The sequence below is a fragment of the Streptomyces sp. ITFR-16 genome, from assembly GCF_031844705.1.
GTDB lineage: Bacteria > Actinomycetota > Actinomycetes > Streptomycetales > Streptomycetaceae > Streptomyces.
The window spans coordinates 2,475,871-2,500,312 of the sequence record NZ_CP134609.1; the positions used below are offsets into that span (position 1 = coordinate 2,475,871).

At 72.4% G+C, this 24,442-nt stretch carries 22 protein-coding genes; 14 read left to right on the plus strand and 8 right to left on the minus strand.

Annotated elements, in window-relative coordinates; translation table 11 throughout:
• The first annotated feature begins 223 nt into the window (after positions 1-223).
• From RLT58_RS10810 to RLT58_RS10825, 4 genes are all read left to right on the plus strand, one after another.
• Positions 224-856 (plus strand): AIM24 family protein, encoded by a 633-nt coding sequence (locus tag RLT58_RS10810; RefSeq protein WP_311314476.1) that lies wholly within the window; start codon positions 224-226, stop codon positions 854-856.
• On the plus strand, positions 856-1,506 hold the full coding sequence (locus tag RLT58_RS10815) for an AIM24 family protein (protein ID WP_311310182.1): 651 nt from the start codon (positions 856-858) through the stop codon (positions 1,504-1,506). The genes RLT58_RS10810 and RLT58_RS10815 overlap by 1 nt, the downstream gene beginning before the upstream one ends.
• Positions 1,503-2,270, plus strand: coding sequence for an AIM24 family protein (locus RLT58_RS10820; protein ID WP_311310183.1), 768 nt, complete (start codon positions 1,503-1,505; stop codon positions 2,268-2,270). The genes RLT58_RS10815 and RLT58_RS10820 overlap by 4 nt, the downstream gene beginning before the upstream one ends.
• 113 nt (positions 2,271-2,383) lie before the next feature.
• A complete protein-coding gene (locus RLT58_RS10825; RefSeq protein WP_311310184.1) occupies positions 2,384-2,854 on the plus strand; it encodes a MarR family winged helix-turn-helix transcriptional regulator in 471 nt (156 codons plus the stop codon).
• A gap of 52 nt (positions 2,855-2,906) precedes the next feature.
• On the opposite strand, the gene RLT58_RS10830 is transcribed toward RLT58_RS10825, so the two are convergent.
• Positions 2,907-4,394, minus strand: a complete 1,488-nt coding sequence (locus RLT58_RS10830; protein WP_311310185.1) for a sensor histidine kinase — start codon at positions 4,392-4,394, stop codon at positions 2,907-2,909.
• A complete protein-coding gene (locus RLT58_RS10835; RefSeq protein ID WP_311310186.1) occupies positions 4,391-5,050 on the minus strand; it encodes a response regulator transcription factor in 660 nt (219 codons plus the stop codon). Before RLT58_RS10835 ends, RLT58_RS10830 begins: the two co-directional genes overlap by 4 nt.
• A 120-nt stretch (positions 5,051-5,170) precedes the next feature.
• Here RLT58_RS10835 and RLT58_RS10840 point away from each other — a divergent pair, with 120 nt between their 5' ends.
• On the plus strand, positions 5,171-5,773 hold the full coding sequence (locus RLT58_RS10840) for a PepSY domain-containing protein (RefSeq protein WP_311310187.1): 603 nt from the start codon (positions 5,171-5,173) through the stop codon (positions 5,771-5,773).
• 9 nt (positions 5,774-5,782) lie between these two features.
• On the opposite strand, the gene RLT58_RS10845 is transcribed toward RLT58_RS10840, so the two are convergent.
• The 3 genes from RLT58_RS10845 to RLT58_RS10855 all read right to left on the minus strand — a co-directional run bounded on the left by RLT58_RS10845 (position 5,783) and on the right by RLT58_RS10855 (position 8,795).
• Positions 5,783-6,406 carry a hypothetical protein gene (locus RLT58_RS10845; protein WP_311310188.1) on the minus strand — a complete coding sequence of 208 codons (624 nt, stop codon included), beginning with the start codon at positions 6,404-6,406 and terminating at the stop codon, positions 5,783-5,785.
• A gap of 174 nt (positions 6,407-6,580) precedes the next feature.
• Positions 6,581-7,540: a methylmalonyl Co-A mutase-associated GTPase MeaB gene (meaB, locus tag RLT58_RS10850; RefSeq protein WP_311310189.1), complete on the minus strand. Its 960-nt coding sequence runs from the start codon at positions 7,538-7,540 to the stop codon at positions 6,581-6,583.
• A gap of 52 nt (positions 7,541-7,592) precedes the next feature.
• Positions 7,593-8,795: an acetyl-CoA C-acetyltransferase gene (locus tag RLT58_RS10855; RefSeq protein WP_311310190.1), complete on the minus strand. Its 1,203-nt coding sequence runs from the start codon at positions 8,793-8,795 to the stop codon at positions 7,593-7,595.
• Positions 8,796-8,929: 134 nt separating this feature from the next.
• Here RLT58_RS10855 and mce point away from each other — a divergent pair, with 134 nt between their 5' ends.
• The 7 genes from mce to RLT58_RS10890 all read left to right on the plus strand — a co-directional run bounded on the left by mce (position 8,930) and on the right by RLT58_RS10890 (position 18,652).
• The gene (gene mce, locus RLT58_RS10860; protein ID WP_311310191.1) at positions 8,930-9,358 is read left to right on the plus strand and encodes a methylmalonyl-CoA epimerase; all 429 of its coding nucleotides are present in this window, start codon (positions 8,930-8,932) and stop codon (positions 9,356-9,358) included.
• A 244-nt stretch (positions 9,359-9,602) separates the two neighbouring features.
• Positions 9,603-13,397 (plus strand): polarized growth protein Scy, encoded by a 3,795-nt coding sequence (scy, locus tag RLT58_RS10865; protein WP_311310192.1) that lies wholly within the window; start codon positions 9,603-9,605, stop codon positions 13,395-13,397.
• 179 nt (positions 13,398-13,576) lie between these two features.
• Positions 13,577-14,515: a coiled-coil domain-containing protein gene (locus RLT58_RS10870; protein WP_311310193.1), complete on the plus strand. Its 939-nt coding sequence runs from the start codon at positions 13,577-13,579 to the stop codon at positions 14,513-14,515.
• An 88-nt stretch (positions 14,516-14,603) separates the two neighbouring features.
• A complete protein-coding gene (locus tag RLT58_RS10875) occupies positions 14,604-15,620 on the plus strand; it encodes an ABC transporter ATP-binding protein (RefSeq protein ID WP_311310194.1) in 1,017 nt (338 codons plus the stop codon).
• Positions 15,621-15,625: 5 nt separating this feature from the next.
• Positions 15,626-16,405 (plus strand): ABC transporter permease, encoded by a 780-nt coding sequence (locus RLT58_RS10880; RefSeq protein ID WP_311310195.1) that lies wholly within the window; start codon positions 15,626-15,628, stop codon positions 16,403-16,405.
• Between the two features lie 160 nt (positions 16,406-16,565).
• Positions 16,566-17,762 (plus strand): ABC transporter ATP-binding protein, encoded by a 1,197-nt coding sequence (locus tag RLT58_RS10885; protein WP_311310196.1) that lies wholly within the window; start codon positions 16,566-16,568, stop codon positions 17,760-17,762.
• Entirely contained in the window at positions 17,759-18,652 is an 894-nt protein-coding gene (locus RLT58_RS10890) for an ABC transporter permease (RefSeq protein ID WP_311310197.1), read from the plus strand. The genes RLT58_RS10885 and RLT58_RS10890 overlap by 4 nt, the downstream gene beginning before the upstream one ends.
• Before the next feature lie 17 nt (positions 18,653-18,669).
• Here RLT58_RS10890 and RLT58_RS10895 read toward each other — a convergent pair whose 3' ends face one another.
• Positions 18,670-18,999, minus strand: coding sequence for an Rv1322 family protein (locus tag RLT58_RS10895; protein WP_311310198.1), 330 nt, complete (start codon positions 18,997-18,999; stop codon positions 18,670-18,672).
• A gap of 210 nt (positions 19,000-19,209) precedes the next feature.
• Between RLT58_RS10895 and RLT58_RS10900 the strand changes: the two genes are divergently transcribed.
• A complete protein-coding gene (locus RLT58_RS10900) occupies positions 19,210-20,253 on the plus strand; it encodes an LLM class flavin-dependent oxidoreductase (RefSeq protein WP_311310199.1) in 1,044 nt (347 codons plus the stop codon).
• A 90-nt stretch (positions 20,254-20,343) separates the two neighbouring features.
• Here the strand turns inward: RLT58_RS10900 and RLT58_RS10905 are convergent, their stop codons facing one another.
• Positions 20,344-20,736, minus strand: coding sequence for an SCO5389 family protein (locus tag RLT58_RS10905; protein ID WP_311310200.1), 393 nt, complete (start codon positions 20,734-20,736; stop codon positions 20,344-20,346).
• Between the two features lie 263 nt (positions 20,737-20,999).
• On the opposite strand from RLT58_RS10905, the gene nucS reads away from it, so the two are divergent.
• The gene (gene nucS, locus RLT58_RS10910) at positions 21,000-21,671 is read left to right on the plus strand and encodes an endonuclease NucS (RefSeq protein ID WP_311310201.1); all 672 of its coding nucleotides are present in this window, start codon (positions 21,000-21,002) and stop codon (positions 21,669-21,671) included.
• A 169-nt stretch (positions 21,672-21,840) separates the two neighbouring features.
• On the opposite strand, the gene RLT58_RS10915 is transcribed toward nucS, so the two are convergent.
• Positions 21,841-24,309, minus strand: a complete 2,469-nt coding sequence (locus tag RLT58_RS10915) for an ATP-binding protein (protein ID WP_311310202.1) — start codon at positions 24,307-24,309, stop codon at positions 21,841-21,843.
• Between the last annotated feature and the right edge of the window lie 133 nt (positions 24,310-24,442).

The window sequence follows — 24,442 nt, forward strand, 5'->3', positions numbered from 1 at the left end:
GTGAACACACGCACAAGCGGCACCCATTGTGGCATCGCCGCCCGGGGTGCCCGGCGGCGGGGCGGCGCCCGGAGCGACGGCGGCCCTGCCCGTTCCGTAAGGAATACGTCCCGATTGCGTCCGGGTCCGGTACCGGATGCGTATCAGGGCCGGTTCAGGGGCGAGATCGTGCCGGAGACCCTGTTCCGGCGCGGGTACCTGCCGCTACCTTCGCCGGGTGGCAATGTTCCGACTCCAGGGAAGCAAGACGCTCGCCGTCGATCTGACCGGCGATGCCGTCAAGGCGAAGAACGGCTCGATGGTCGCGTACGACGGCCGGATGACGTTCAAGAAGATGACCGGCGGCGGTGAGGGACTGCGCGGCATGGTGACCCGCCGGCTGACCGGCGAGCAGATGACCGTGATGCAGGTGACCGGGCAGGGCACCTGCTACTTCGCCGACCGCGCGAGCGAGATCAACCTCGTCTCGCTGCACGGCGACAAGCTGTACGTCGAGGCGAGCAACCTGCTGTGCACCGACGCGGGGCTGCGCACCGGGACCACGTTCACCGGGCTGCGCGGCGGGGCGTCGGGCAACGGCCTGTTCACCACCACCGTGGAGGGCACCGGACAGGCGGCGATCATGTCGGACGGCACCGCCGTGGTGCTGCGGGTCTCCGCCCAGTACCCGCTGTTCGTCGACCCGGGGGCCTACATCGCCCATCAGGGCAACCTCCAGCAGAACTTCCAGTCCGGGGTGAACTTCCGGACGCTGATCGGCGAGGGTTCTGGCGAGTCCTTCCAGATCCGCTTCGAGGGCGAGGGGCTCGTGTACGTGCAGCCCAGCGAGCGGAACACCATCGGGGGCGATGTCTGATGCCGTTCCGTGAGATCAACTCCAAGATGGTCGAGGCGACGGTGGTCCCCGGCCAGAAGATGTTCAGCCAGCGCGGCGCGATGCTCGCCTACCGGGGCGAGGTCTCCTTCACCCCGAACATCCAGGGCGGCCAGGGCGGGGTGATGTCGATGATCGGCCGCCGGATGGCGAACGAGGCGACCCCGCTGATGACGGTCGAGGGCAGCGGCACGGTGATGTTCGGCCACGGCGGCCACCACATCCAGGTGATCACGCTGACCGGGGACACCCTCTACGTGGAGGCGGACCGGCTGCTCGCCTTCGACGGCACCCTGGAGCAGGGCACGATGTTCATGGGCTCGCAGGGCGGAGTGATGGGCATGGTGCGCGGCCAGGTGACCGGGCAGGGCCTGTTCACCACGACACTCAGGGGCCATGGCGCGGTGGCGGTGATGGCGCACGGCGGGGTCATCGAGCTGCCGATCTCCCCGGGCCGCGAGGTGCACGTGGACCCGCAGGCGTACGTGGCGCACCACGGCGACGTACGCAACAAGCTCTCCACCGCGATCGGCTGGCGCGACATGGTGGGGCGCGGCTCGGGCGAGGCGTTCCAGCTGGAGCTGAGCGGCAGTGGTGCGGTGTACGTCCAGGCGTCGGAGGAGAAGCTGTGAGCACGCCCGTGATCTTCGATCCGATGACGCTGCCGTCGGACGACAACGTCAACGCGTACACCTTCTGTGTGGAGCTCAAGGGGAGCCAGTGGTTCCTGCAGAAGGGCAAGATGATCGCCTACTACGGGCGGATCGACTTCAACGGCATCGGGCACGGCCGCTTCGAGCGCCTGGTCCGTTCGAGCTTCCACTCGCCGCTGCACGCCAGTGACTGGGTGGTGGCCGAGGGCAGCGGCAAGATGCTGCTCGCGGACCGGGCCTTCGATGTGAACTCCTACGACCTGGACGACGGGAACCTGACGATCCGGTCCGGCAACCTGCTGGCGTACCAGCCGACGCTGGCGCTGAAGCAGTCGATCGTGCCGGGGTTCCTGACGCTGATCGGCACCGGGAAGTTCGTCGCCGCGTCCAACGGGGCGGTGGTCTTCATGGAGCCGCCGCTGCGGGTCGACCCGCAGGCGCTGGTGGGCTGGGCGGACTGCCCCTCGCCGTGCCACCACTACGACCACGGCTACATGACGGGCGTGATGGGCGGGCTGCGGGCGCTGACCGGGATCGGCGGCGCCTCGGGCGAGGAGCACCAGTTCGAGTTCGTGGGCGCGGGCACGGTGCTGCTCCAGTCCTCCGAGCAGCTGATGGCCGAGCAGCCGACGGGCGGAGTGCCCCAGCAGGCGGGCGCGGGCGTACCGGGGGCGGGTCAGCCGGGGTCCACCCCCCGCGCCCCCGGTCAGCTGGGGGACCTCCAGCGTCGCTTCGGTTTGTGAGCGGTAGTCTGCGGAGTGTGACATCGAACGTCTGCGCCCCGCGCTTCTCGCGCGTGCCGGGCGTCACACACCCGACTTCGTCCGGCTTTCAACATCTTAGGTAGAATCCATATATGGAGACCGAGACGGCCACCCGCTGGCTGAGCGACGCTGAGCAGTGCGCCTGGCGCACCCACCTGGACGTCAGCAGGCTGCTGATGCACCAGCTGGAGAAGGATCTCCAGCCGTTCGGCCTGACCAACAACGACTACGAGATCCTCGTGAATCTCTCGGAGTCGGAGGACCGGCGCATGCGGATGAGCGACCTCGCCGGCGCCACCCTCCAGTCCAAGAGCCGGCTCTCGCACCAGATCACCCGCATGGAGAGCGCGGGCCTGGTCCGCCGGGAGAACTGCGAGTCGGACCGCCGCGGACTGTATGCCGTCCTCACGGAGGAGGGCGCGGAGACGATGCGCAAGGTGGCACCGCACCATGTCGCCTCGGTCCGCAAGCACTTCATGGACCTGCTGAGCCCGGAGGCCCTGACCCAGCTCCACGCGGCCCTGGCGCCGGTGGCCGAGCATCTGCGGGGACGGCGGGGCTAGGACCTGTCGTCGAACTGGCGCCGCCCGGCAGACGCCAGTTCGACGACACGCCCTAGGGCCTGTCCGGCGCGCCGGCGTCCGGCCTCGCGGCCGGCAGCCACAGTTCGAAGCGCGCGCCGCCCTGCGCCCCGGCGGTCACGGTCAGCCGGCCGCCGTGCCGGGCGGCCACGTCCCGGGCGATGGCGAGGCCCAGACCGGCCCCGCCGTCGTCCCGGGAGCGGGCGTCGTCCAGGCGCACGAAGCGCTCGAAGATCCGCTCGCGCTCCGCCTCCGGGACCCCGGCCCCGTCGTCCGTGACCGCGACGACGGCGCCGCCGCCCTCCGCGCGCACGGTGACCTCCACCGAACCCTCCGCGTGCCGCTCGGCGTTGTCCAGCAGATTGCCGACCACCCTGGCCAGCTGCCCGCGCGACCCGGTCACCCCGGGCCCGCCCTCCTCCGGCACGGACACCGTGACCGCGATCCGGTCCCCGGTGCGCTGCGCGGCCTCCTCGCGGACCAGCGCGCCCAGATCGACCCGCGCCCTGCCGGGCCGCTCCCCCGCGTCCAGCCGGGCCAGCAGCAGCAGATCGGCGGCGAGCGCCTGGAGCCGTACGGTGTCGGCGACCGCGCCCGGCACGTCCAGCAGCTCGGGATGCGCGGCGCCCACCTCCAGCTGGGTGCGCAGCGAGGCGATCGGGCTGCGCAGCTCGTGCGAGGCGTCCGCGACGAACCGCCGCTGCCGGTCGACGGAGGACTCCAGCGCGGTGAGCGTCTCGTTGGTGGTACGGGCCAGCCGGGCGATCTCGTCGTGCGAACCGGGCTCCGGCACGCGCCTGCTCAGATCCTCCGACGCCGTGATCGCGGCCATCTCGCGCCGGATCCCCTCGACCGGGCGCAGCGCCCGCCGGGTCACCAGCCAGGTCACGCCCGCGACGACCAGGAGCACGACGGGCAGCCCGGTCAGCATCGCCCCGCGCACACTGGCGACGGCCCGCCGCTCGGCGGCGAGCGGGGCGCCCGCGTGGACGGTCAGCGTGAGACCGGCGCGGGTCGTCGCCTCGACCGCCGCGAAGCGGTAGCCGGCCCGGTCGCCGTCGACGGTGGCGGTGCCGTTGGAGAAGTCCGGTTCGTCCGTGGAGATCTCGCCCCGGCCCGGGTCGGCGCCCCCGTCGTCGTCATCGTCCCGGTCCTCGCCGCCGTGCCGATCGCCGTCCCCGTCGTCGTCGCCCACCGCCGGGGACGGGGCGGGCCGGGGGGTGACGCGGTCGGTGCCGGTGCCGGAGACCGCCTCCAGGTCCTTGGAGACGGCCACCACCCTGCCCTCCTCGTCGGTCACCTGGACCGGGTGGTCCTCCTCGTCGCCCATGTCCAGCCGGTCGAACGGCACGTCGAGGGCGAGCTGTCCGGCGACCTCGCGGGCCGCCACCTCGGCCTGGAGGCCCGCCTGGTCGGTGAGGTTGGCCCGCAGGACGAGGAGGACGGCGAGCCCGGCGACGGTCAGCGCGAGGGCGACCACCACCGTGGCACCGAGCGCGGCCCTGGCCCGTACGGATCTCACAGCGCCTCCAGCCGGTAGCCGGCGCCGCGCACCGTGCGGATGGCCCCCGCGCCGAGCTTGCGGCGCAGGGTGCTCACGTACACCTCGACGATGTTGGGGTCGCCGTCGTAGGCGAAGTCCCAGACGTGCTCCAGGATGTCGGCCTTGCTCACCACCTGTCCGGCGCGCAGCGCGAGCTGTTCCAGCACGGCGAACTCCTTGGCGGTGAGGGCGATCTCGTCCTCACCGAGCCGGACGCGGCGGGCGGCGGTGTCCAGCCGCAGGGCCCCGACGGCGACCACCGGTGAGCCGGAGCCGCCGCGCCGGCGCAGCAGGGCGCGGACGCGGGCGACCAGCACGACATAGCTGAACGGCTTGGTCAGATAGTCGTCGGCGCCCGTGTCGAGGCCCTCCGCCTCGTCGTACTCCCCGTCCTTCGCGGTCAGCATCAGGATCGGCACCTCGTGACCGGCGGCGCGCAGGGCGGCGCAGATCCGGTAGCCGTTCGTCCCGGGCAGCATGATGTCGAGGACCACGAGGTCGTACACGCCCTCGGAGGCCCGGTGCAGGCCCTCCGTGCCGTCGTGCACGACGTCCACGGCGAATCCCTCGGCGGTGAGCCCCCGGGCCAGGGAGATCGCCAGCCGCTTCTCGTCCTCCACGATCAACAGGCGCATGCGCTCAGGGTCGCAAACCGAAGCTGAAGACGGCTTCAGGTCGCTTCAGGCTGCGTTCAGCATCAGGCGCGCAGGGTGGACCGCATCGCACCACAGCCATCCGATACGGGAGGAACCCTCATGAAGCGCAAGATCGTCATCGCAGCCGTCACCGCGGCCGTGCTCATCGGCGGCGGAGCCGCCACGGCCGTCGCCCTCGCGGACGACGACGGCCACGACAGGGCCGACGACCGGAGCAGTTCGGCCGGCGGCACGGCGAGCGGCACCACCGCCCGTACGGCGGTCGGTGACGCGGTCGCCGCCGCCGTGGCAGCCGTCCCGGGCACGGTGACCGAGGCCGAACTCGACGACGAGGACGGCGGGCTCGTCTGGGAGCTGGATGTGTACGGCTCCGACAAGGTCTGGCACGACGTCACGGTGGACGCGGACGACGGCAGGGTGCTCGGCAAGCGCGTCGACCACGACGACGACCGCGACCGCCACGCGCCCCGGAAGACCTCCGTCACGCTCGACGAGGCGGTCGCCGCCGCTCTGAGGTCCACCCCGGGGACGGTGACCTCGGTCGAACTGGACGGCCACGACGGCCGACGCGGCGGGGCCACCCACTGGGAGGTGGACGTCCGGGGCAAGGACGCGAAGGAGCACGGGCTGCGGGTCGACGCGGCGACGGGCACGGTCTCGGCGGACCGGTCGTCGGACGACGACCGCGGGGACGACGACTGAGGTGAGGGGTCAGGGGGCGTAGGCGGACAGGACGGTCCCGTCCTCGAAGGAGAGATAGAGCGCGTCCCCCTGGGCGATCAGGGAGATCCCCGACACGTCGTCGAGGGGCGCTCCCGGCTCGGCGGGCCATTCGGTGAGCAAGTCGGTCCCGACGCGCTTCGCCTCGCCCTCGGACGCCATCGCGACGGCGCCCGGCCCGTAGCCCTGCAGGATCACGGCATGGGGCCCGGCGACGGACGGCGCCCCCGCCGTCTCTAGGCCCTCGCCGCAGTCGCACGTCGACCAGCGCATCTGTCCGTCGCCCAGTCCGAACGCGTAGACCATGTGCTTGCTGCTCGCCACGACGATACCGTCCCGCGAGACCGCGGGGCGGTAGGCGACATCCACACCGGGCGCAAGGGTGCGCCGCCTCGCCGGATCCGTCACGACCACGACCGTCAGACCGTCCGAGCCGGCACAGAGAAGCTGGTTCGCCCTCAAGACCGGGTCACGGCAGGTGATCCCACCGGCCGCGACCCCGGCCAGCCGGGAGCCGTCCGCGCCCTTCAGCACGGCGAGGGCGTCACCGACCGCCACGAGACGACCGTCGGCGAAGAGCAGCTCGGCCGCCGCAGCGGACTCAGCATGTGCCACTTCCCCCCTGGTGCGCGCATGACACGTGACCGGCGGCAATCCTGCCACGGGCGGGCCGGGCCGGGCACGGCGATGTACGTGAACGGCACCGCCCTGGCGCACAACTGACGCCGCCTCAGCGGGGTGCCCCCTGCCCGGCGCGGCCCGCACGCCGCGCCGGGCAGGGGACGGGCCTCAGGCCTCGCCGGTGAGCCCCGCCACCAGTTCGTCCGCCGCCGCGTACGGGTCGAGCCGGCCGGCCACGATGCGTTCGGCCAGGGCGTCGAGGCGGCGGTCGCCGTGCAGGCTCCCGATGCGCTCGCGGAGCCGGGTGACGGCGATCGTCTCGACCTCGCGGGCGGCGCGGGCGGCGCGCCGCCCGGCGAGGACGCCGTGCTCCTCCATCCACGCCCGGTGCTTCTCCAGGGCCTCGACGACCTCGTCGATGCCCTCGCCCCGGGCGGCGACCGTCTTCACGATCGGCGGCCGCCAGTCGCCGGGCTTGCGGGACTCGCCCAGGCCCAGCATGTGGTTGAGCTCGCGGGCGGTGGCGTCCGCGCCGTCCCGGTCGGCCTTGTTGACGACGTACACATCGCCGATCTCCAGGATTCCGGCCTTGGCGGCCTGGATCCCGTCGCCCATGCCGGGCGCGAGCAGGACGACCGAGGTGTCGGCCTGGGAGGCGATCTCCACCTCGGACTGGCCGACGCCCACGGTCTCCACCAGGATCACGTCGCAGCCCGCCGCGTCCAGCACCCGGATCGCCTGCGGGGCCGACCAGGCGAGCCCGCCCAGATGCCCGCGGGTGGCCATGGAGCGGATGTAGACGCCCGGGTCGGACGCGTGGTCCGACATCCGGACCCGGTCGCCGAGGAGCGCACCGCCGGAGAACGGCGAGGACGGGTCGACGGCGAGGACGGCCACCCGCTTGCCCTGCCGCCGGTAGGCGGAGACGAGCGCCGACGTCGATGTCGACTTGCCGACACCGGGCGAACCGGTCAGGCCGACCACATAGGCGTTGCCCGCCAGCGGCGCCAGCGCGGCCATCACCTCGCGCAGCTGCGGCGAGGCCCCCTCCACCAGGGAGATGAGCCGGGCCACGGCCCGCGGCCTGCCCGCACGGGCCTGCTCCACCAGGGTGGGGACGTCCACCATCACCGCTCCGTTCGCCGCGTGCTCCACATGTACTACGTCCCGCCTGCCGGACCTACTTGCCGGGCACGCGGATGATCAGCGCGTCGCCCTGGCCGCCGCCGCCGCACAGCGCCGCCGCACCGGTGCCGCCGCCGCGCCGCTTCAGCTCCAGCGCCAGGTGCAGCACCACCCGGGCGCCGGACATCCCGATCGGGTGGCCGAGCGCGATGGCGCCGCCGTTGACGTTGACCTTGTCCGAGGTCACGCCGAGGTCCTTCATGGACTGGACCGCGACGGCCGCGAACGCCTCGTTGATCTCGATGAGGTCGAGGTCCTCGACGCCGATGCCCTCCTTCTTCAGGGCGTGCCGGATGGCGTTGGACGGCTGCGACTGGAGCGAGTTGTCCGGGCCCGCCACGTTGCCGTGGGCGCCGATCTCGGCGATCCAGTCCAGGCCCAGCTCCTCGGCCTTGGCCTTGCTCATGACGACGACCGCGGCGGCCCCGTCGGAGATCTGCGAGGAGGTGCCGGCGGTGATCGTGCCGTCCTTGGCGAAGGCCGGGCGCAGCTTGCCGAGCGACTCGGCGGTCGTCTCGGGGCGGATGCCCTCGTCCTTGGCGAAGAGGACCGGGTCGCCCTTGCGCTGCGGGATCTCGACCGGGGTGATCTCGGCCTCGAAGAGGCCGTTCTTCTGGGCGGCGGCCGCACGCTGGTGGGACAGGGCGCCGACCGCGTCCTGCGCCGCGCGGTCCAGGCCGAGACGGGTGTTGTGCTTCTCGGTGGACTCACCCATCGGGATGTTCTCGTACGCGTCGGTCAGCCCGTCGTACGCCATGGAGTCCAGCATCTCGATGGCGCCGTACTTGTGGCCCTCGCGGGACTTCGGGAGCAGGTGCGGGGCGTTCGTCATGGACTCCTGGCCGCCGGCCACGACGACGTCGAACTCGCCGGCGCGGATCAGCTGGTCCGCCAGGGCGATGGCGTCGAGCCCGGAGAGACACACCTTGTTGACGGTGAGGGCCGGGACGTTCATCGGGATGCCGGCCTTGACGGCCGCCTGGCGCGCCGGGATCTGCCCCGCCCCGGCCTGGAGCACCTGGCCCATGATCACGTACTCGACCTGGTCGCCGCCGATGCCGGCCCGGTCCAGCGCCGCCTTGATGGCGATGCCGCCGAGGTCGGCTCCGGAGAAGCTCTTCAGGGAGCCGAGGAGCCGGCCCATGGGCGTACGGGCGCCCGCGACGATCACGGAGGTGGTACCGGTCGTTCCTGACATGAGGCACAGCCCCTTGGAATAGGAGTGAACGAGGGTTTACTTGAATGTACTGAGCAGTACCCTGCCCGTCATCCGGCTGCGGGTGTGATCGCGCGCACGTTGCGTAACCATCCCCGGAGCGCTGCACTGGTCCCATGCTGACGCGAATCGACCACATCGGGATCGCCTGTTTCGACCTCGACAAGACCGTCGAGTTCTACCGCTCGACCTACGGGTTCGAGGTCTTCCACTCCGAGATCAACGAGGAGCAGGGCGTACGGGAGGCCATGCTCAAGATCAACGAGACGTCCGACGGCGGCGCCTCCTACCTCCAGCTGCTGGAACCGACCCGCGAGGACTCCGCCGTGGGCAAATGGCTGGCCAAGAATGGGGAGGGCGTCCACCACATCGCGTTCGGTACGGCGGACGTGGACGCGGACGCCGCGGACATCCGCGAGAAGGGCGTCAGGGTGCTGTACGACGAGCCCAGGACGGGTTCGATGGGGTCCCGGATCACCTTCCTGCATCCCAAGGACTGCCACGGCGTCCTGACCGAACTGGTCACGTCCCGCCCGGAGCACTGACCTGACCCATACCCGGCCCGGTAGAGTGGGCGGTTCCGGGCCGGGGCCGGGTCGGGGCCGCGCCGCGTCCTCAGCCGTTGATCTGTCACCATTCCCCGGGGGGACCGTTCGCCGGTGGACGGTACTCGTGCGGAGTTGCGATCAGGGTTGGGGTCTCCCCCTGCTCAGTGGCGCATCCCCTGCTCGAACGAAGTCGAGAGCGTGGGGAAGAAGTTGAGAGCTCGGGGAAGGATGGGACCGCGCAGTGCGGGGCTACGAACGCCAGGAGAGCCACCGAGCTGAAGACGACCATCTCTCGCGGTTCGAAGCCGAGATGGACCGGCTGAAGACCGACCGGGAGAAGGCCGTCCAGCACGCCGAGGACCTCGGTTACCAGGTCGAGGTCTTGCGTGCCAAGCTGCACGAGGCACGGCGCAGTCTGGCGACCCGTCCCGCCTACGACAGCGCGGACATCGGCTACCAGGCGGAGCAGCTGCTCCGCAACGCCCAGATCCAGGCCGAGCAGCTGCGCAACGACGCCGAGCGCGAGCTGCGCGACGCCCGTGCGCAGACGCAGCGGATCCTCCAGGAGCACGCGGAGCACCAGGCCCGGCTCCAGGCGGAGCTCCACAACGAGGCCGTGCAGCGGCGCCAGCGGCTCGACCAGGAGCTCGCGGAGCGCCGCCAGACCGTCGAGTCCCATGTCAACGAGAACGTCGCGTGGGCCGAGCAGCTGCGGGCCAGGACCGAGTCCCAGGCCCGCCGGCTCCTGGAGGAGTCCCGCGCCGAGGCCGAGCAGGCGCTCGCCGCCGCCCGGGCGGAGGCCGCCCGGCTGGCCGACGAGACGCGTCAGCGGCTCGGTTCCGAGGCCGAGGCCGCCCGCTCCGAGGCCGAGTCGATCCTGCTGCGCGCCCGCAAGGACGCCGAGCGGCTGCTGACCGCCGCCTCCAGCCAGGCGCAGGAGGCGACCACCCACGCCGAGCAGCTGCGTTCCTCGACGACCGCCGAGACCGAGCAGACCCGTCAGCAGACCAGTGAGCTGAACCGGGCCGCCGAGCAGCGCATGCAGGAGGCCGAGACCCAGCTGCGCGAGGCCCGGCTGGAGGCCGAGAAGGTCCTCTCCGAGGCGAAGGAGGCCGCGGTCAAGCGGCTGGCCGGCGCCGAGTCGCAGAACGAGCAGCGCACCCGTACCGCCAAGTCGGAGATCGCCCGGCTGGTCGGCGAGGCCACCAAGGACGCCGAGGCCCTCAGGGCGGAGGCCGAGCAGGCGCTCGCCGACGCCCGCGCCGAGGCGGACCGGCTCCGCTCGGAGGCGGCCGACGCCGCGCGTACGGCTGCGGCCGAGGACGCCGCGGCCCAGCTCGCCAAGGCGGCCCGTGCCGCCGAGGAGGTGCTGACCAAGGCCTCCGAGGACGCGAAGTCGACCACCCGCGCGGCGAGCGAGGAGGCCGAGCGGATCCGCCGCGAGGCGGAGGCCGAGGCGGACCGGCTGCGCGGCGAGGCCGCCGAGCAGGCCGACCAGCTCAAGGGCGCGGCCAAGGACGACACCAAGGAGTACCGGGCCAAGACGGTCGAGCTCCAGGAGGAGGCCCGCCGGCTGCGCGGCGAGGCCGAGCAGCTGCGGGCCGAGGCGGTCGCCGAGGGCGAGCGGATCCGCGGCGAGGCCCGCCGCGAGGCCGTCCAGCAGATCGAGGAGGGCGCGAAGACCGCCGAGGAGCTGCTCGCGAAGGCCAAGGCCGACGCGGAGGAGCTGCGCGGCGCCGCGACCACCGAGAGCGAGCGGGTCCGGGGCGAGGCCGCCGAGCGCGCGGCCGCGCTGCGCAAGCAGGCGGAGGAGGCCCTCGACCGGGCCCGCGCCGAGGCCGAGCAGCTGCGTACGGAGTCCGAGGAGCAGGCGCAGTCGACGACGGACGCGGCCGAGCGGGCGGCGGCCGAGCTGCGCGAGGAGACCGAGCGCGCGGTCGCGGCCCGGCAGGCGGAGGCGGCCGACGAGCTGGCCCGGCTGCACACCGAGGCGGAGACCAGGGTCGGCGCGGCCGAACAGGCGCTGGGCGAGGCCCGCACCGAGGCCGAGCGCATCCGGCGCGAGACGAACGAGGAGTCGGAGCGGCTGCGCGCCGAGGCCGCCGAGCGGCTGCGCACGCTCCAGGAGCAGGCCGAGGCCGAGGCGGAGCGGCTGCGCGACGAGGCCGCGGCGGACGCGTCCCAGTCGCGGGCCGAGGGCGAGGCCGTCGCCGTACGGCTGCGCGGCGAGGCCGCCGCCGAGGCCGAGCGGCTCAGGACCGAGGCGCAGGAGACCGCCGACCGGCTGCGGACGGAGGCGGCGGCATCCGCCGAGCGGGTGGGCACGGAGGCCGCCGAGGCGCTGGCCGCCGCCCAGGAGGAGGCGAACCGGCGCCGCCGCGAGGCCGAGGAGACCCTCGACGCGGCACGGGTCGAGGCGAACCAGGAGCGCGAGCGGGCCCGGGAGCAGAGCGAGGAGCTTCTCGCCTCCGCCCGCAAGCGGGTCGAGGAGGCGCAGGCCGAGGCCCAGCGCCTGGTCGAGGAGGCGGACGCCCGCGCGACGGAGATGGTCGCCGCGGCCGAGCAGACCGCCCAGCAGGTACGGGACGCGGTCAGCGGGCTCCAGGAGCAGGCCGAGGCGGAGATCGCCGGGCTGCGCTCCACCGCCGAGCATGTCGCGGAGCGGACGAAGGCCGAGGCGCAGGAGGAGGCGGACCGGGTCCGCGCCGACGCCTACGCGGAGCGGGAGCGGGCCGGCGAGGACGCCGCCCGGGTCCGCCGGGTGGCGCAGGAGGAGACCGACGCCGCCAAGGCCATGGCCGAGCGGACGGTGTCCGAGGCGATCACGGAGTCGGAGCGGCTGCGCGCCGAGGCCGCGGAGTACAGCCAGCGGATGCGTACCGACGCGTCCGACGCCCTGGCCTCGGCCGAGCAGGACGCCGCGCGCAGCCGGGCGGAGGCCCGCGAGGATGCCAACCGGATGCGGTCCGAGGCGGCGGCCCAGGCCGATCTGCTGGTCTCCGAGGCGAGCGGCGAGGCCGAGCGGATCCGTACCGAGGCGGCACAGCAGGCGGCCCGGCTCGGTGACGAGGCGGCCGGTGAGGCCGAGCGGCTGCGGGCGGAGGCGGCGGCGACCGTCGGTTCGGCGCAGGAGCACGCGGCCCGGACCCGCGAGGAGTCGGAGCGGCTGCGCGCGGACGCCGAGGCGGCGGCCGAGCAGATGCGGGCCGAGGCGCGGCAGGAGGCGGACCGGCTGCTGGACGAGGCGCGCGAGTCGGCGTCCAAGCGCCGGGCGGACGCCGCCGAGCAGGCGGACCAGCTCATCAACAAGGCCCAGGAGGAGGCGCTGCGCGCCGCCACCGAGGCCGAGGAGCAGGCCGACACGATGGTCGGCGCGGCCCGCAAGGAGGCCGTGCGGATCACCTCCGAGGCGACCGTCGAGGGCAACTCCCTGGTGGAACGGGCCCGGACGGACGCGGACGAGCTACTGGTCGGTGCGCGCCGGGACGCCACCCAGATCCGGGAGCGGGCCGAGGAGCTCAGGACCCGGGCCGAGGCCGAGGTCCAGGAGCTGCACGACCGGGCGCGGCGGGAGACGGCCGAGCAGGTCAAGACGGTCGGCGAGCGCGTCGACAACTTGATGAAGGCGGCGACCGAGCAGCGCGAGGAGGCCGCGGCCAAGGCCAAGGAGCTGCTGGCGGACGCGAATTCGGAGGCGAGCAAGGTCCGGATCGCCGCCGTGAAGCGGGCCGAGTCGCTGCTGAAGGAGGCCGAGCAGAAGAAGGCCACCCTGGTGCGCGAGGCCGAGAAGCTGCGGGCGGACGCCGAGGCGGAGGCCAAGCGGACGGTCGACGAGGGCCGGCGCGAGCTGGACGTCCTGGTGCGCCGGCGCGAGGACATCAACACGGAGATCTCCCGTGTCCAGGACGTGCTGGAGGCGTTGGAGTCTTTCGAGACCCCCGGGGCGGGCGGCAAGAGTGCGGGCGCGGCGCCGTCCGGCGTCAAGGCCGGAGCCGCGGCGGGTACTCGTTCGAGTGGTAAGCCGTCCGATGGGTAGGTCCTGTCCGGGTGGTTCTGCAAGGACCTTCAGTCCTCCGAGTGGCAAGGGTTACGGGGGTCAGCCACTCAAAAGGGGTGTCATTCTCCAGATCAAACGGGCATCTGCTCGATGACACGCCGCTCTGGCCCCTAGGATTCCCTCTATCACCTCACCGGTCTCACTTCGACAGGAACCCCATGAGTGACCCTTCCTCCCCCTTCGGCTTCGAGCTCGTGCGGCGTGGTTACGACCGCGGTCAGGTGGATGACCGCATTACCAAGCTCGTCGCCGACCGTGATAGTGCTCTCGCCCGCATCACATCGCTGGAAAAGCGCATCGAGGAACTCCACCTCGAAACGCAGAACGCCCAGGCCCAGGTGAACGACGCGGAGCCGTCGTACGCCGGTCTCGGCGCGCGTGTGGAGAAGATTCTCCGCCTGGCCGAGGAGGAGGCGAAGGACCTGCGCGAGGAGGCCCGTCGCGCCGCCGAGCAGCACCGCGAGCTGGCCGAGTCCGCCGCGCAGCAGGTGCGCAACGACGCCGAGACCTTCGCCGCCGAGCGCAAGGCCAAGGCCGAGGACGACGGCGTCCGCATCGTCGAGAAGGCCAAGGGTGAGGCCACCACGCTGCGCTCGGACGCGCAGAAGGACGCCGCCCAGAAGCGCGAGGAGGCCGACGCCCTCTTCGAGGAGACCCGCGCCAAGGCCGCCCAGGCCGCCGCGGACTTCGAGACCAACCTCGCCAAGCGCCGCGACCAGTCGGAGCGCGACCTCGCGTCCCGTCAGGCCAAGGCCGAGAAGCGTCTGGCCGAGATCGAGCACCGCGCCGAGCAGCTCCGTCTGGAGGCCGAGAAGCTCCGTACGGACGCCGAGCGCCGCGCCCGTCAGACGGTGGAGACCGCTCAGCGCCAGTCCGAGGACATCGTGGCCGACGCGAACGCGAAGGCCGACCGGATCCGCAGCGAGTCGGAGCGCGAGCTGGCGGCGCTCACCAACCGCCGCGACTCGATCAACGCGCAGCTGACCAACGTCCGCGAGATGCTGGCGACGCTGACCGGTGCCGCGGTGGCCGCCGCCGGTGCCCCCGCCGACGAGGAGCCCGCCTCCCGCGGCGTCCCGGCCCAGCAGACCCGCTGACGCCAGGCAGCAGCACAGCAGTAACTCCCACGCGCCCGGTTCCGCCCTTGTGGTGGCGCCGGGCGCGCGGCCGTTCTAGCGTGAACGCATGATCGAGCTTGATGGCCTCACCAAGCGCTTCGGGAACAAGGTCGCCGTCGACCGGTTGTCGTGCGTGATCAGACCGGGAATGGTGACGGGTTTTCTGGGACCCAACGGGGCGGGCAAGTCCACCACGATGCGGATGATGCTCGATCTCGACAACCCCACCAGCGGTTCGGTGCGGATCGACGGCAAGCACTACCGCGAACTCGACGAGCCGCTGAAGTACATCGGCGCGCTGCTGGACGCCAAGTCGATGCACGGCGGCCGCAGCGCCTACAACAACCTGCTCTGCCTCGCGCAGAGCAACCGCATCCCGCAGAGCCGGGTCGCGGAGGTCCTCGACACCGTCGGCCTGACCGCGGTGGCGAAGAAGAAGTCCAAGGGCTTCTCCCTCGGCATGGGCCAGCGCCTGGGCATCGCCTCGGCGCTGCTCGGCGATCCCGAGATCCTGATGTTCGACGAGCCGGTCAACGGGCTGGACCCCGAGGGCATCCACTGGATCCGGAACCTGATGAAGACGCTCGCCTCGGAGGGCCGGACCATCTTCGTCTCCTCGCATCTGATGAGCGAGATGGCGCTGACCGCCGACCATCTGATCGTGATCGGACAGGGCAGGCTGCTCGCCGACACCTCGATGGCCGACTTCATCCACCAGAACTCCCGCAGTTACGTACGGCTGCGCTCCCCGCAGCAGGAGCGGCTGCGCGATGTCCTGCACGAGGAGGGCATCGTGGCGGTCGAGTCGGGCAACGGCACGCTGGAGATCGACGGCGCCACCACCGAGGCGCTGGGTGAGCTGGCCGCCCGGCACGGACTCGTGCTGCACGAGCTGAGTTCCCAGCGGGCCTCGCTGGAGGAGGCGTTCATGCAGATGACGGCGGATTCGGTGGAGTACCACGCGCACTCGGAGCGGGGGGCCGCGCCACCGCCGGCGGGCCCGCAGTGGGGCGAGCAGTGGAACCGCCCGCCCGGCGGCTCCCCCGAGGCCCCCGGCGGTCCCGGCACCGGAACGGGGGTGTGACGGCGATGGCATCGGTACCCGCGGTCCTGACCTCCGAATGGACCAAGATCCGGACGGTCTCCTCGACCACCTGGACACTGATCTCCGCGTTCGTCGTCACCGTGGCGATGGGTGCGGCGCTCTGCGCGGTGATGAACGCCCAGTTCGACGACCTCTCCGAGGCGGAACGGGCCACCTTCGACCCCACCTTCCTCAGCTTCTCCGGGATGATTCTCGGCCAGCTGGCGATGGTGGTCTTCGGCGTCCTGGTGGTGGGTACGGAGTACAGCTCCGGCATGATCCGCACCTCGCTGGCGGCCGTGCCGCAGCGCGCCACCTTCCTCTTCAGCAAGATGCTGGTGGCCGGCGTGCTGGCGCTGGTGGTCGGCCTGGCCACCAGTTTCGTCACGTTCTTCCTCGGCCAGGCGCTGCTGGGCGACCACCGCACCGACATCGGAGCGGACAACGTGCTGCGGGCGGTCATCGGCGGCGGCCTCTACATGGGGCTGATCGCGGTCTTCTCGATGGCGGTGGCGACGATGCTGCGCAGTTCCATGCTGTCGCTCGGCATCCTGATGCCGTTCTTCTTCCTGGTCTCGCAGATCCTGTCGGCGGTCCCGGGCGCCAAGAGCGTCGCCCGCTACTTCCCCGACCAGGCCGGGTCCAAGATCATGCAGGTGGTGCCGGACGCGATGAACAGCGACCCGGCGCCCTACGGGCCGTGGGCCGGGCTGCTGATCATGGTCGCCTGGGTGGTGGCCGCGGTGATCGGCGGCTTCCTCGTCCTCAAGAAGCGGGACGCCTGATCCCGGGGGCGGCGGGCCCGGCCCACCGCCCGCGCGGGGACTCGCCCGGGTAACGACTTGGCCGGAACCGTCAAGGCCTGGATATCCTCCTCACTCATACGGGGGGCGTGCGGCCGGACGGCCTGGGCCCCGACGACAGATAAGTCGATGGGGCTGGAGCATGATCGAGGCAGTCGGCCTGACCAAGCGCTATGGCGCGAAGACGGCCGTGTACAACCTTTCCTTCCAGGTGCGGCCCGGTGCCGTCACCGGATTCCTCGGTCCCAACGGGTCGGGCAAATCGACCACGATGCGCATGATCCTCGGCCTGGACCGGCCGACGGCCGGCCGGGTGACCATCGGCGGCCACAACTACCGCAGCCTGCCGAACGCGCCGCGCCAGGTGGGCGCGCTGCTGGACGCCAAGGCGGTGCACGGCGGCCGCAGCGCCCGTAACCACCTGCTCTCGCTCGCCCAGCTCGCCGGCATCCCGGACGCCCGGGTGGACGAGGTGCTCGGCGTCGTCGGGCTCCAGGACGTGGCCCGCAGGCGTTCCAAGGGCTTCTCGCTGGGCATGGGGCAGCGCCTGGGCATCGCCGCCGCGCTGCTGGGCGACCCGCAGGTGCTGCTCTTCGACGAGCCGGTCAACGGTCTCGACCCGGAGGGCATCCTCTGGGTCCGCAACCTGATGAAGATGCTGGCGTCCGAGGGCCGCACGGTCTTCGTCTCCAGCCATCTGATGAGCGAGATGGCGCTGACCGCCGACCATCTGATCGTGATCGGGCGCGGCCAGCTGATGGCCGACATGAGCATCACGGACTTCATTTCGGCCAACTCCGCCGACTTCGCCCGTGTCCGGGTCCCGGACAACGGGTCCGAGCAGCGCGAGAAGCTGACCGCCACGCTCACCGAGGCGGGCGGCCAGGTCATGTCGGAGCCGGACGGCGCCCTGCGCATCACCGGTCTCCCGCTCCCCCGGATCAGCGATCTGGCCCATGAGTCGGACGTCCGCCTCTGGGAGCTCTCGCCGCACCAGGCCTCGCTGGAGGAGGCGTACATGCGGATGACGCAGGGCGCCGTGGACTACCGCTCGACGGTCGACCAGAAGGCCCATCTGCAGGAGCAGCTGCCGCCCGGCGGGTACGGGCCGCAGCCGGGGTACGCCCCGCCGCAGCAGCAGGTGCCCGATGTGCCGCAGCAGGGCTGGTACGCCCCGCCGCCGCCCGGACAGAACCCGTACGCCACCGCCCCGGCCCCTGCGGCCCCGGCGGCCGCACCGCCCGCTCCCGCGGCCCCGCCCGCCGCTCCCGCCCCGGCGGCGCCCGCCGAGGCCCCCGCAGACCTGACCAAGCGCGACACCAGCGAGGACTCCCGATGACGACGCCGTCCACGCCTCCGACGCCCCAGGCGCCGCACCCCCAGCAGGCGTACCAGCAGGCCCCCGCGCCCCAGCAGTACGGGCAGGTCGTGCAGGCCGGCTACACCTCACCGATCCCGGTGCGCCCCGCCACCCTCGGCGACGCGATCGCCTCCGAGTGGACCAAGATCCGTTCCGTGCGCTCGACGATGTGGACGCTCGGCGTGCAGATCGTGCTGCTCCTCGCCATCGGGGTGCTCTCGGCGGTCGCGGTCAACGCCTCCAGCGCCGACATGGGCGGCACACCTGTGCTGAGTCTCGGCTTCTTCGGGGTGCTGCTCGGGTCGATCTGCGTGATCACGCTCGGTGTGATGACGATCGCCTCGGAGTACGGCACGGGCATGATCCGTACGACGCTGACGGCGTGCCCGAGCCGGGCCCGGGTGCTCAGCGCGAAGGCGATCGTCTTCTTCCTGCTGACGTTCGTCCTGACGACGGTGATGACCTCGGTGGTCGCCCTGATCCAGACGGCGATGCTGGACGCCGAGGCGCCCACGGGCGCGGAGTGGCTGCGCGCCACGGTCGGCGTCGGGCTCTACATCGCGACGCTGGGGCTGCTCTCGCTGGCGGTCGGCGCGCTGATCCGGCACTCGGCCGGGGCGATCACGATCATGATCGGCGTGGTGCTGCTGCCGCTGGTGCTGGCCATCTTCATGTTCGCCGACTCGCTGTCGTCGCTGCGGGAATGGCTGCTGGAGTACTCGATCCCCAACCAGCTCAGCATCTTCTACGACAACTCGGTGACCTCGTCCGGCGGCCCGTCCGGCTGGGACCCGCTGTGGATCATGATCGGGGTGACCGTCGTGGCCCTGGGCGGCGCCTATCTGGCGATGGACCAGCGCGACGTCTGAGGCACCTCGGTACCGAGTCAGTACCGAGGCGCGTTCCTGGACCGCTGCACCCGGGTGGTGCGGCGGTCCTTCGCGTTCCAGCACGCCTTGTGCCAGTGTCTGCGGTCGTCGATCCCGCCGTACTCGGACCAGGCCACCAGGTGCGGGACCCCGGACGGGATCTCCTGGTCGCAGCCGGGGCACCGGTAGCGCTTGCCCGCCGCACTCGCACCGCTCACCGGGCGTACGGACCACTCCTCGCCCTGCCACTCCTCCGAGCGCCCGCCCCCGCCGTACCGCTCCCCCGCCATGCCTGCGCTGTCGGTGGGACTTTCGCCGCCTCGGGGGCGGTTGCGGCGCGGGGACACGGGACACCTCACGGGGCAGGCTGGGCAGTTCCCGTCCAGCGTAGGGCCATTCGGCCGGGGTACACGTCCCGCACCGCGCATCACGGGGCCCGAGCCGGGACGGGTTACCGGAAAATCGCAACAACTTGCCTCTGGCCCGTGCCTTTGGCACGTGTCAGACGTTGTTGCCGGTAGGGGAAAGCCGCGTCGGCCGCAAGGAGGCAATAGGCGATGCGAGTGGGAACGTTCGTACTGGCGGCCCAGTTTCCGGGCCAGGGCCCGGGTGAGGCGCTGCACCGCGCGATCCGGTCCGCCGAGGTCGCGGAGGAGTCCGGGCTGGACTCGGTCTGGCTGGCCGAACATCATTTCGTGCCGTACGGGGTCTGCCCGTCCGCCGTGACACTGGCCGCCCTGCTGCTCGGCCGCACCCGCAGAATCCGCGTCGGCACGGCGGTGAGCGTGCTGCCGACCCAGCATCCGGTGGCGCTGGGCGAGCAGGCCGCGCTGCTCCACCTCACCAGCGGCGGCCGCTTCACCCTCGGCGTCGGCCGGGGCGGGCCCTGGATCGACCTGGAGGTCTTCGGCGGCGGCCTGGAGGCCTACGAGAAGGGCTTCCCCGAGTCGCTGGGCCTCCTGCTCGACTGGCTGCGCGAACCCCGCGTGGCGGGCCGCGGCGAGCGGTACGGCTTCCGGGAGGTGGCGGTCGTCCCCCGGGCCGGCGAACTGCTCGACCGGGACGGCACCGAGTGCGACCCCGGCCCCGAGGTGATCGTCGCGTGCACCTCGCCGAAGACCGTGAGGCTCGCCGCCGAGCACGGCCTGCCGATGCTGCTCGGGATGCACTGCGGGGACGAGGAGAAGGCCGAGATGGTCGCGCTGTGGCGGTCCTGCGCGCTGGCCGCGGGCCACTGCCCCGACAGCGTGCGCCGGGCCGCGCATGTGTCGGCGGGGGTGGCGCAGATCGCCGACCGCGCGGAGGACGCTGCGGAGACGCTGGTGAAGGCGATGCCCGGCTGGCTGCGCCAGGGGCTCGACGCGCATGTGACGGTCGACGGCCGGCACCGCGTGATGCGCGATCCGGTCGGCTATACGGAGCTGCTGTGCTCGATTCATCCGGTCGGCCCGCCGGGGCTCGCCGCGGATCGTCTCGCGGCCACCGCGGAGCGTACGGGCATCACCCGCTTCGCGCTGCTGGTGGAGGGTTCCGGAGATCTCGTGGCCACGGAGGAGAACGTAGCGCGGCTGGGCACCGAGGTGCTTCCGCTCCTCGAATGACCCACACGATCCGGTCGTACGGTGTACGGACGGGTGCTGCCGCCCCGGACCAGTTGCACCTCCCGCGGCCCGGAACGACAGCAGAAGCGTTCAGCAGTCCCGTAGTTCGGGCGACTGGTTGAGCAACTGGCCCCTCATCGAGGTGAACTTGGCCAGTCGGTCGTCGACCGAGGCGTCCAGCGGGAACACCGCGACGCGGTGGCAGTTCTGGAATGCCAGGCGCACCCCGAAGTGCCGCTGCAGCGCGCCGCGTATCGCATCACTCGCGAGCGCACGCAGCAGCTGACCACGTGCCTGCTCGTTGGGCGGCGGCGTCTGGTTGTCGGCGAACTCCCCGCCGTCGACCTTCAGCTGAGCCACCAACGAGCTGATCATCTCCCATGCGAAGGGCAGGGAGGTCCGGACGCAGTCGACGAAGTCGGCTTCGTCGACCTCGCCTCGCTCGGCCTGTTCCAACAGCGCCGGTGAGACGTCGAGCGACATGGGTTCTCCTCTCGCGACCCCGACGGAGGGCCGGGGCCTTACGGGCAGGGAAGAAGGACGACGACGCAGCGTGCACGCGCGGCGACCTCCTGCATCCACGGTAAGGGCGCAGTCCGGGCCGCACCAGGAGATTGGGAACACAACCGGCCAATAACGAAGGGGTTCAAAGAGGGGCAAGACAGAAAGCGTCAGGTCTGGACGTGAAGGGAGTGACGGGTGGGTGAATCGCGTCGACCACCTGTCGTCGAGTAGCGTTGCCGACCATGCGTCTCGTCATCGCCCGCTGCTCCGTGGACTACGCCGGCCGGCTCACGGCCCACCTGCCCTCCGCTCCCCGTCTCATCCTGGTGAAGGCGGACGGGAGCGTGTCGATTCACGCCGACGACAGGGCGTACAAACCGCTCAACTGGATGTCGCCGCCCTGCACTCTGAAGGAGGGCACCGGCGACGCCGAGGGCGTGTGGACCGTGGTGAACAAGGCGGGCGAAAAACTGATCATCACCATGGAGGAAATCCTCCATGACTCGAGCCATGAGCTGGGTGTCGATCCGGGCCTGATCAAGGACGGCGTGGAAGCGCACCTTCAGGAGCTGCTGGCCGACCGGATCGAGACACTCGGCGAGGGCTACACGCTGATCCGCCGCGAGTACTTCACCGCCATCGGCCCGGTCGACATCCTGTGCCGCGACGCCGACGGGCAGACCGTGGCGGTCGAGCTGAAGCGGCGCGGCGACATCGACGGCGTGGAGCAGCTGACCCGCTATCTGGAGCTGCTCAACCGTGATCCCCACCTCGCCCCGGTGAAGGGCATCTTCGCCGCCCAGGAGATCAAGCCCCAGGCCCGCGTGCTGGCAACGGACCGCGGCATCGGCTGCGTGGTCCTCGACTACGACGCGATGCGCGGCATCGAGGACGACAAGCTCCGCCTGTTCTGACCGACGGGCTCTCCGGCCCGCCCGTCACCACCAGGCTCGGGCCGGCACGATCAGGCTCGGGCCGGCACAGTCAAGCCCGTCCGGCGATTGAGGACAAGGACGCCCGCCGGGACGTACCCGAGCTCAAAGACGCCCCCGGGCCCAACGGCGCCCGCCGCCACGTCCCCGCTCAGGCCGCATCCGGCGTCCCGGACGCCGACCCCGTCGGCCCGCCGGCCGAGTCGGACGTCTCCGGCGGCGTCGGCCCCTCGGTCTCCGACTCCGTCGGATCGGGCGTCTCCGGATCGGTCGGGCTCGGCGACTCACTCGTCGGCGCCGAGGCCGACTTCGTCGGCGTCGGCTTCCCGGACGGCGTGTGCGGCGAACTCGGCCGGCCCGACGGCGTCCTGGACGGCGACGGCGCACCGGACTCCGGCGCGCTGGTCGACGAGGACGGCGTCCCTGCCCCGCCCGCCGGCGCGGACTCGCTTCCCGAGGGCCCCGGCGTGGACGCGGACGGGGAGCCCGACTTCGTGGCCGACGGGGTCGCCCCGTCGTCCGCGGGCTCCTCGGCCGGCAGCTCCTCGTCCGGGTCGCCGCCCTCCGTCACGGACTGCTCGGTGGAGGCCCCGGGGTCGCCCTGCGGGTCGGCGTTCGACGTCAGCCCGAGCGTCACCACCGTGCCGAGCACTCCGGCGAGCAGCACCCCCGCACCGGCCGCGACGAGGTTGCGCCGCGCCCCGCCCAGGAACGCCAAGCGTCCGCCGGCCCCGTCCTTGTCGTCCGGGGACGAGCCCTGGAGGGAGACGACGGCGGTGTCACCGGCGTACGGACGCGGCATCGAGACCGGGATGACGGCCGGCACACCGCTCGCGGGCGACGGCTCGAAGAGACCGGCAGGGAGCGGATCGGTGCCCGGGCCCGCAGCGACGGGTCCCGCGAGGTCCTCGACCAGGGCGAGCGCCCGCCGTCCGGCCACCGCGCCGCTCTTGTCGGCGAGCGCCCCGCGCATGCTGATGGAGGTCTCCAGCTCGGCCCTGGCCCGGTCGAGATGTCCGGTGCAGAGCGCGAGCACACCCAGCTCGTGGTGGAAGTACGCCTCTTCGGCGACCTCTCCCGCGATGCGGCCGGCTTCCTGGCCGACCCGCAGGGACCGCTCCCAGGCGCTCCAGTGCAGCCCCGCCGCGAAGGCGGGCGAGGCGCTGCGGGCCAGCAGGACGGCGACGCTGGTCTGGCCGGGCTCCTCCCCCGGCACCAGCCGGCTCATCGCCGCGAGGATCGCGTCGGCCTCGGCGGCCGCGCGGGCCGGAGTGACGGAGGGGTGCCCGGCCCACCAGGCGTAGTGCTGGGCCACGGTCCTGGCCCGCTCCGGGGCGTCGTCGCCGTATCCGGCGGCCTCCAGCTGGGCGACCACCCCGGCGGCGAGCCGGTAGCGGGAGCCGGCCGGGGAGAGCAGCCCGCAGCCGGCCAGTTCGCCGAGCGCGGCGTCCGCGTGGGTGTCCCCCACGAGCGCCGGCAGATGCGCCTGGTGCGGGACCTCGCCGCCGAGCGCCACCGCGAAGCGCAGGGTGTCGCGCGCGGCGCCGCTCAGCCGTGAGGCGAGCAGGGCGGCCGGGGCCGCCCCCTCGCCGAGGCTGGGCAGCGGCACATCGGCGCTCTCGGTGGCGGGTGCGTCCTCGGCCGGCGGCGGTGCGTCGGCGGGCCGGTTCTCCAGATAGCCGTACTCGTCGTACGCGGTGGGGTCGGTGCGCAGCAGATCGCGCCGGCGCAGCAGGGCGCCGGCCTGGACGAACCGCAGCGGCAGGCCCTCGGACTCGAACCAGAGGTCGCCCGCCCAGTTGGTCTCCTCCTCGGTGAGCGGCCGCTCGACGACGCGTTCCATCAGCTCGACGGAGGCGGAGCGGTCCAGCCCGGCGAGGAAGACCTCTTCGAGGTGGGAGTCGGTCCCGGGGGCGGCGACCTCGGGGGTCGTGGCCAGCAGGAAGGCGCATTCGGGTGTGGCGTCGAGCAGTTCGTCCAGGGCGGCGCCGCCGAATTCCAGGTCGTCGAGGACGACGACGGCTCCGGTGGTGCGCAGCTTCTCCAGCAGCAGGGCCCGGTCCGGGCGGTGCAGCGGGGCGTCGTGGACGGCGTCGAAGAGTCCGTGGAGCAGATCGGTGACGGTCCGCTTGTGGCCGTTGAGCCGGACGACTCCGTCGGGCGCGAGTTCCGCGCAGTCCGCGGCGACGGCGTTCAGCAGCGCGGTTCGGCCGGAACCGGCCGGTCCGGTGAGCCGGACGGACCGGCCGCGGGCCAGCAGGCGGACCAGCCGCTCGCGTTCGTCCTCGCGCCGGAGCAGGGGGAGCCGGGGCAGGGGCGGGCCGGGCGGGACCGGGGGTGCGGCGGCGCGGGTGCGGTCGGCGCGCTCGGCGGGGGTGCGCCGGGCGGGTGCGGGGGGCTGCTCGCCGGGCGGGCACGCCTCGACCTCGCTGCCGTCGACCGGGTTGACGGTGAGCAGGAGGTCGCCGGATATGAGCGTGACGATGCGCGCCTGCTGCGGTGTTTGCTGACCGAAATCGGGGGTCAGCGGGTCGCGGGAAGGACGACGCCGGCCCGCCTCGTCGGAGAAGCCGTTGTTGTCGTGGCCGAACTCTTCCGGCCCCCGGTGTGTCGGGTCCATCGCCAAAGCCCCCAAGACGCGTCGAGCACGGTTGCCCCTCCCGGCCTCGCACGTCCAGCTGTCGCCTACGGTCCGGTGTCCGCCGGGTGGGTCCGTCAATCGGCAGACGGCCGAACCCTAAACCTTCGCACAG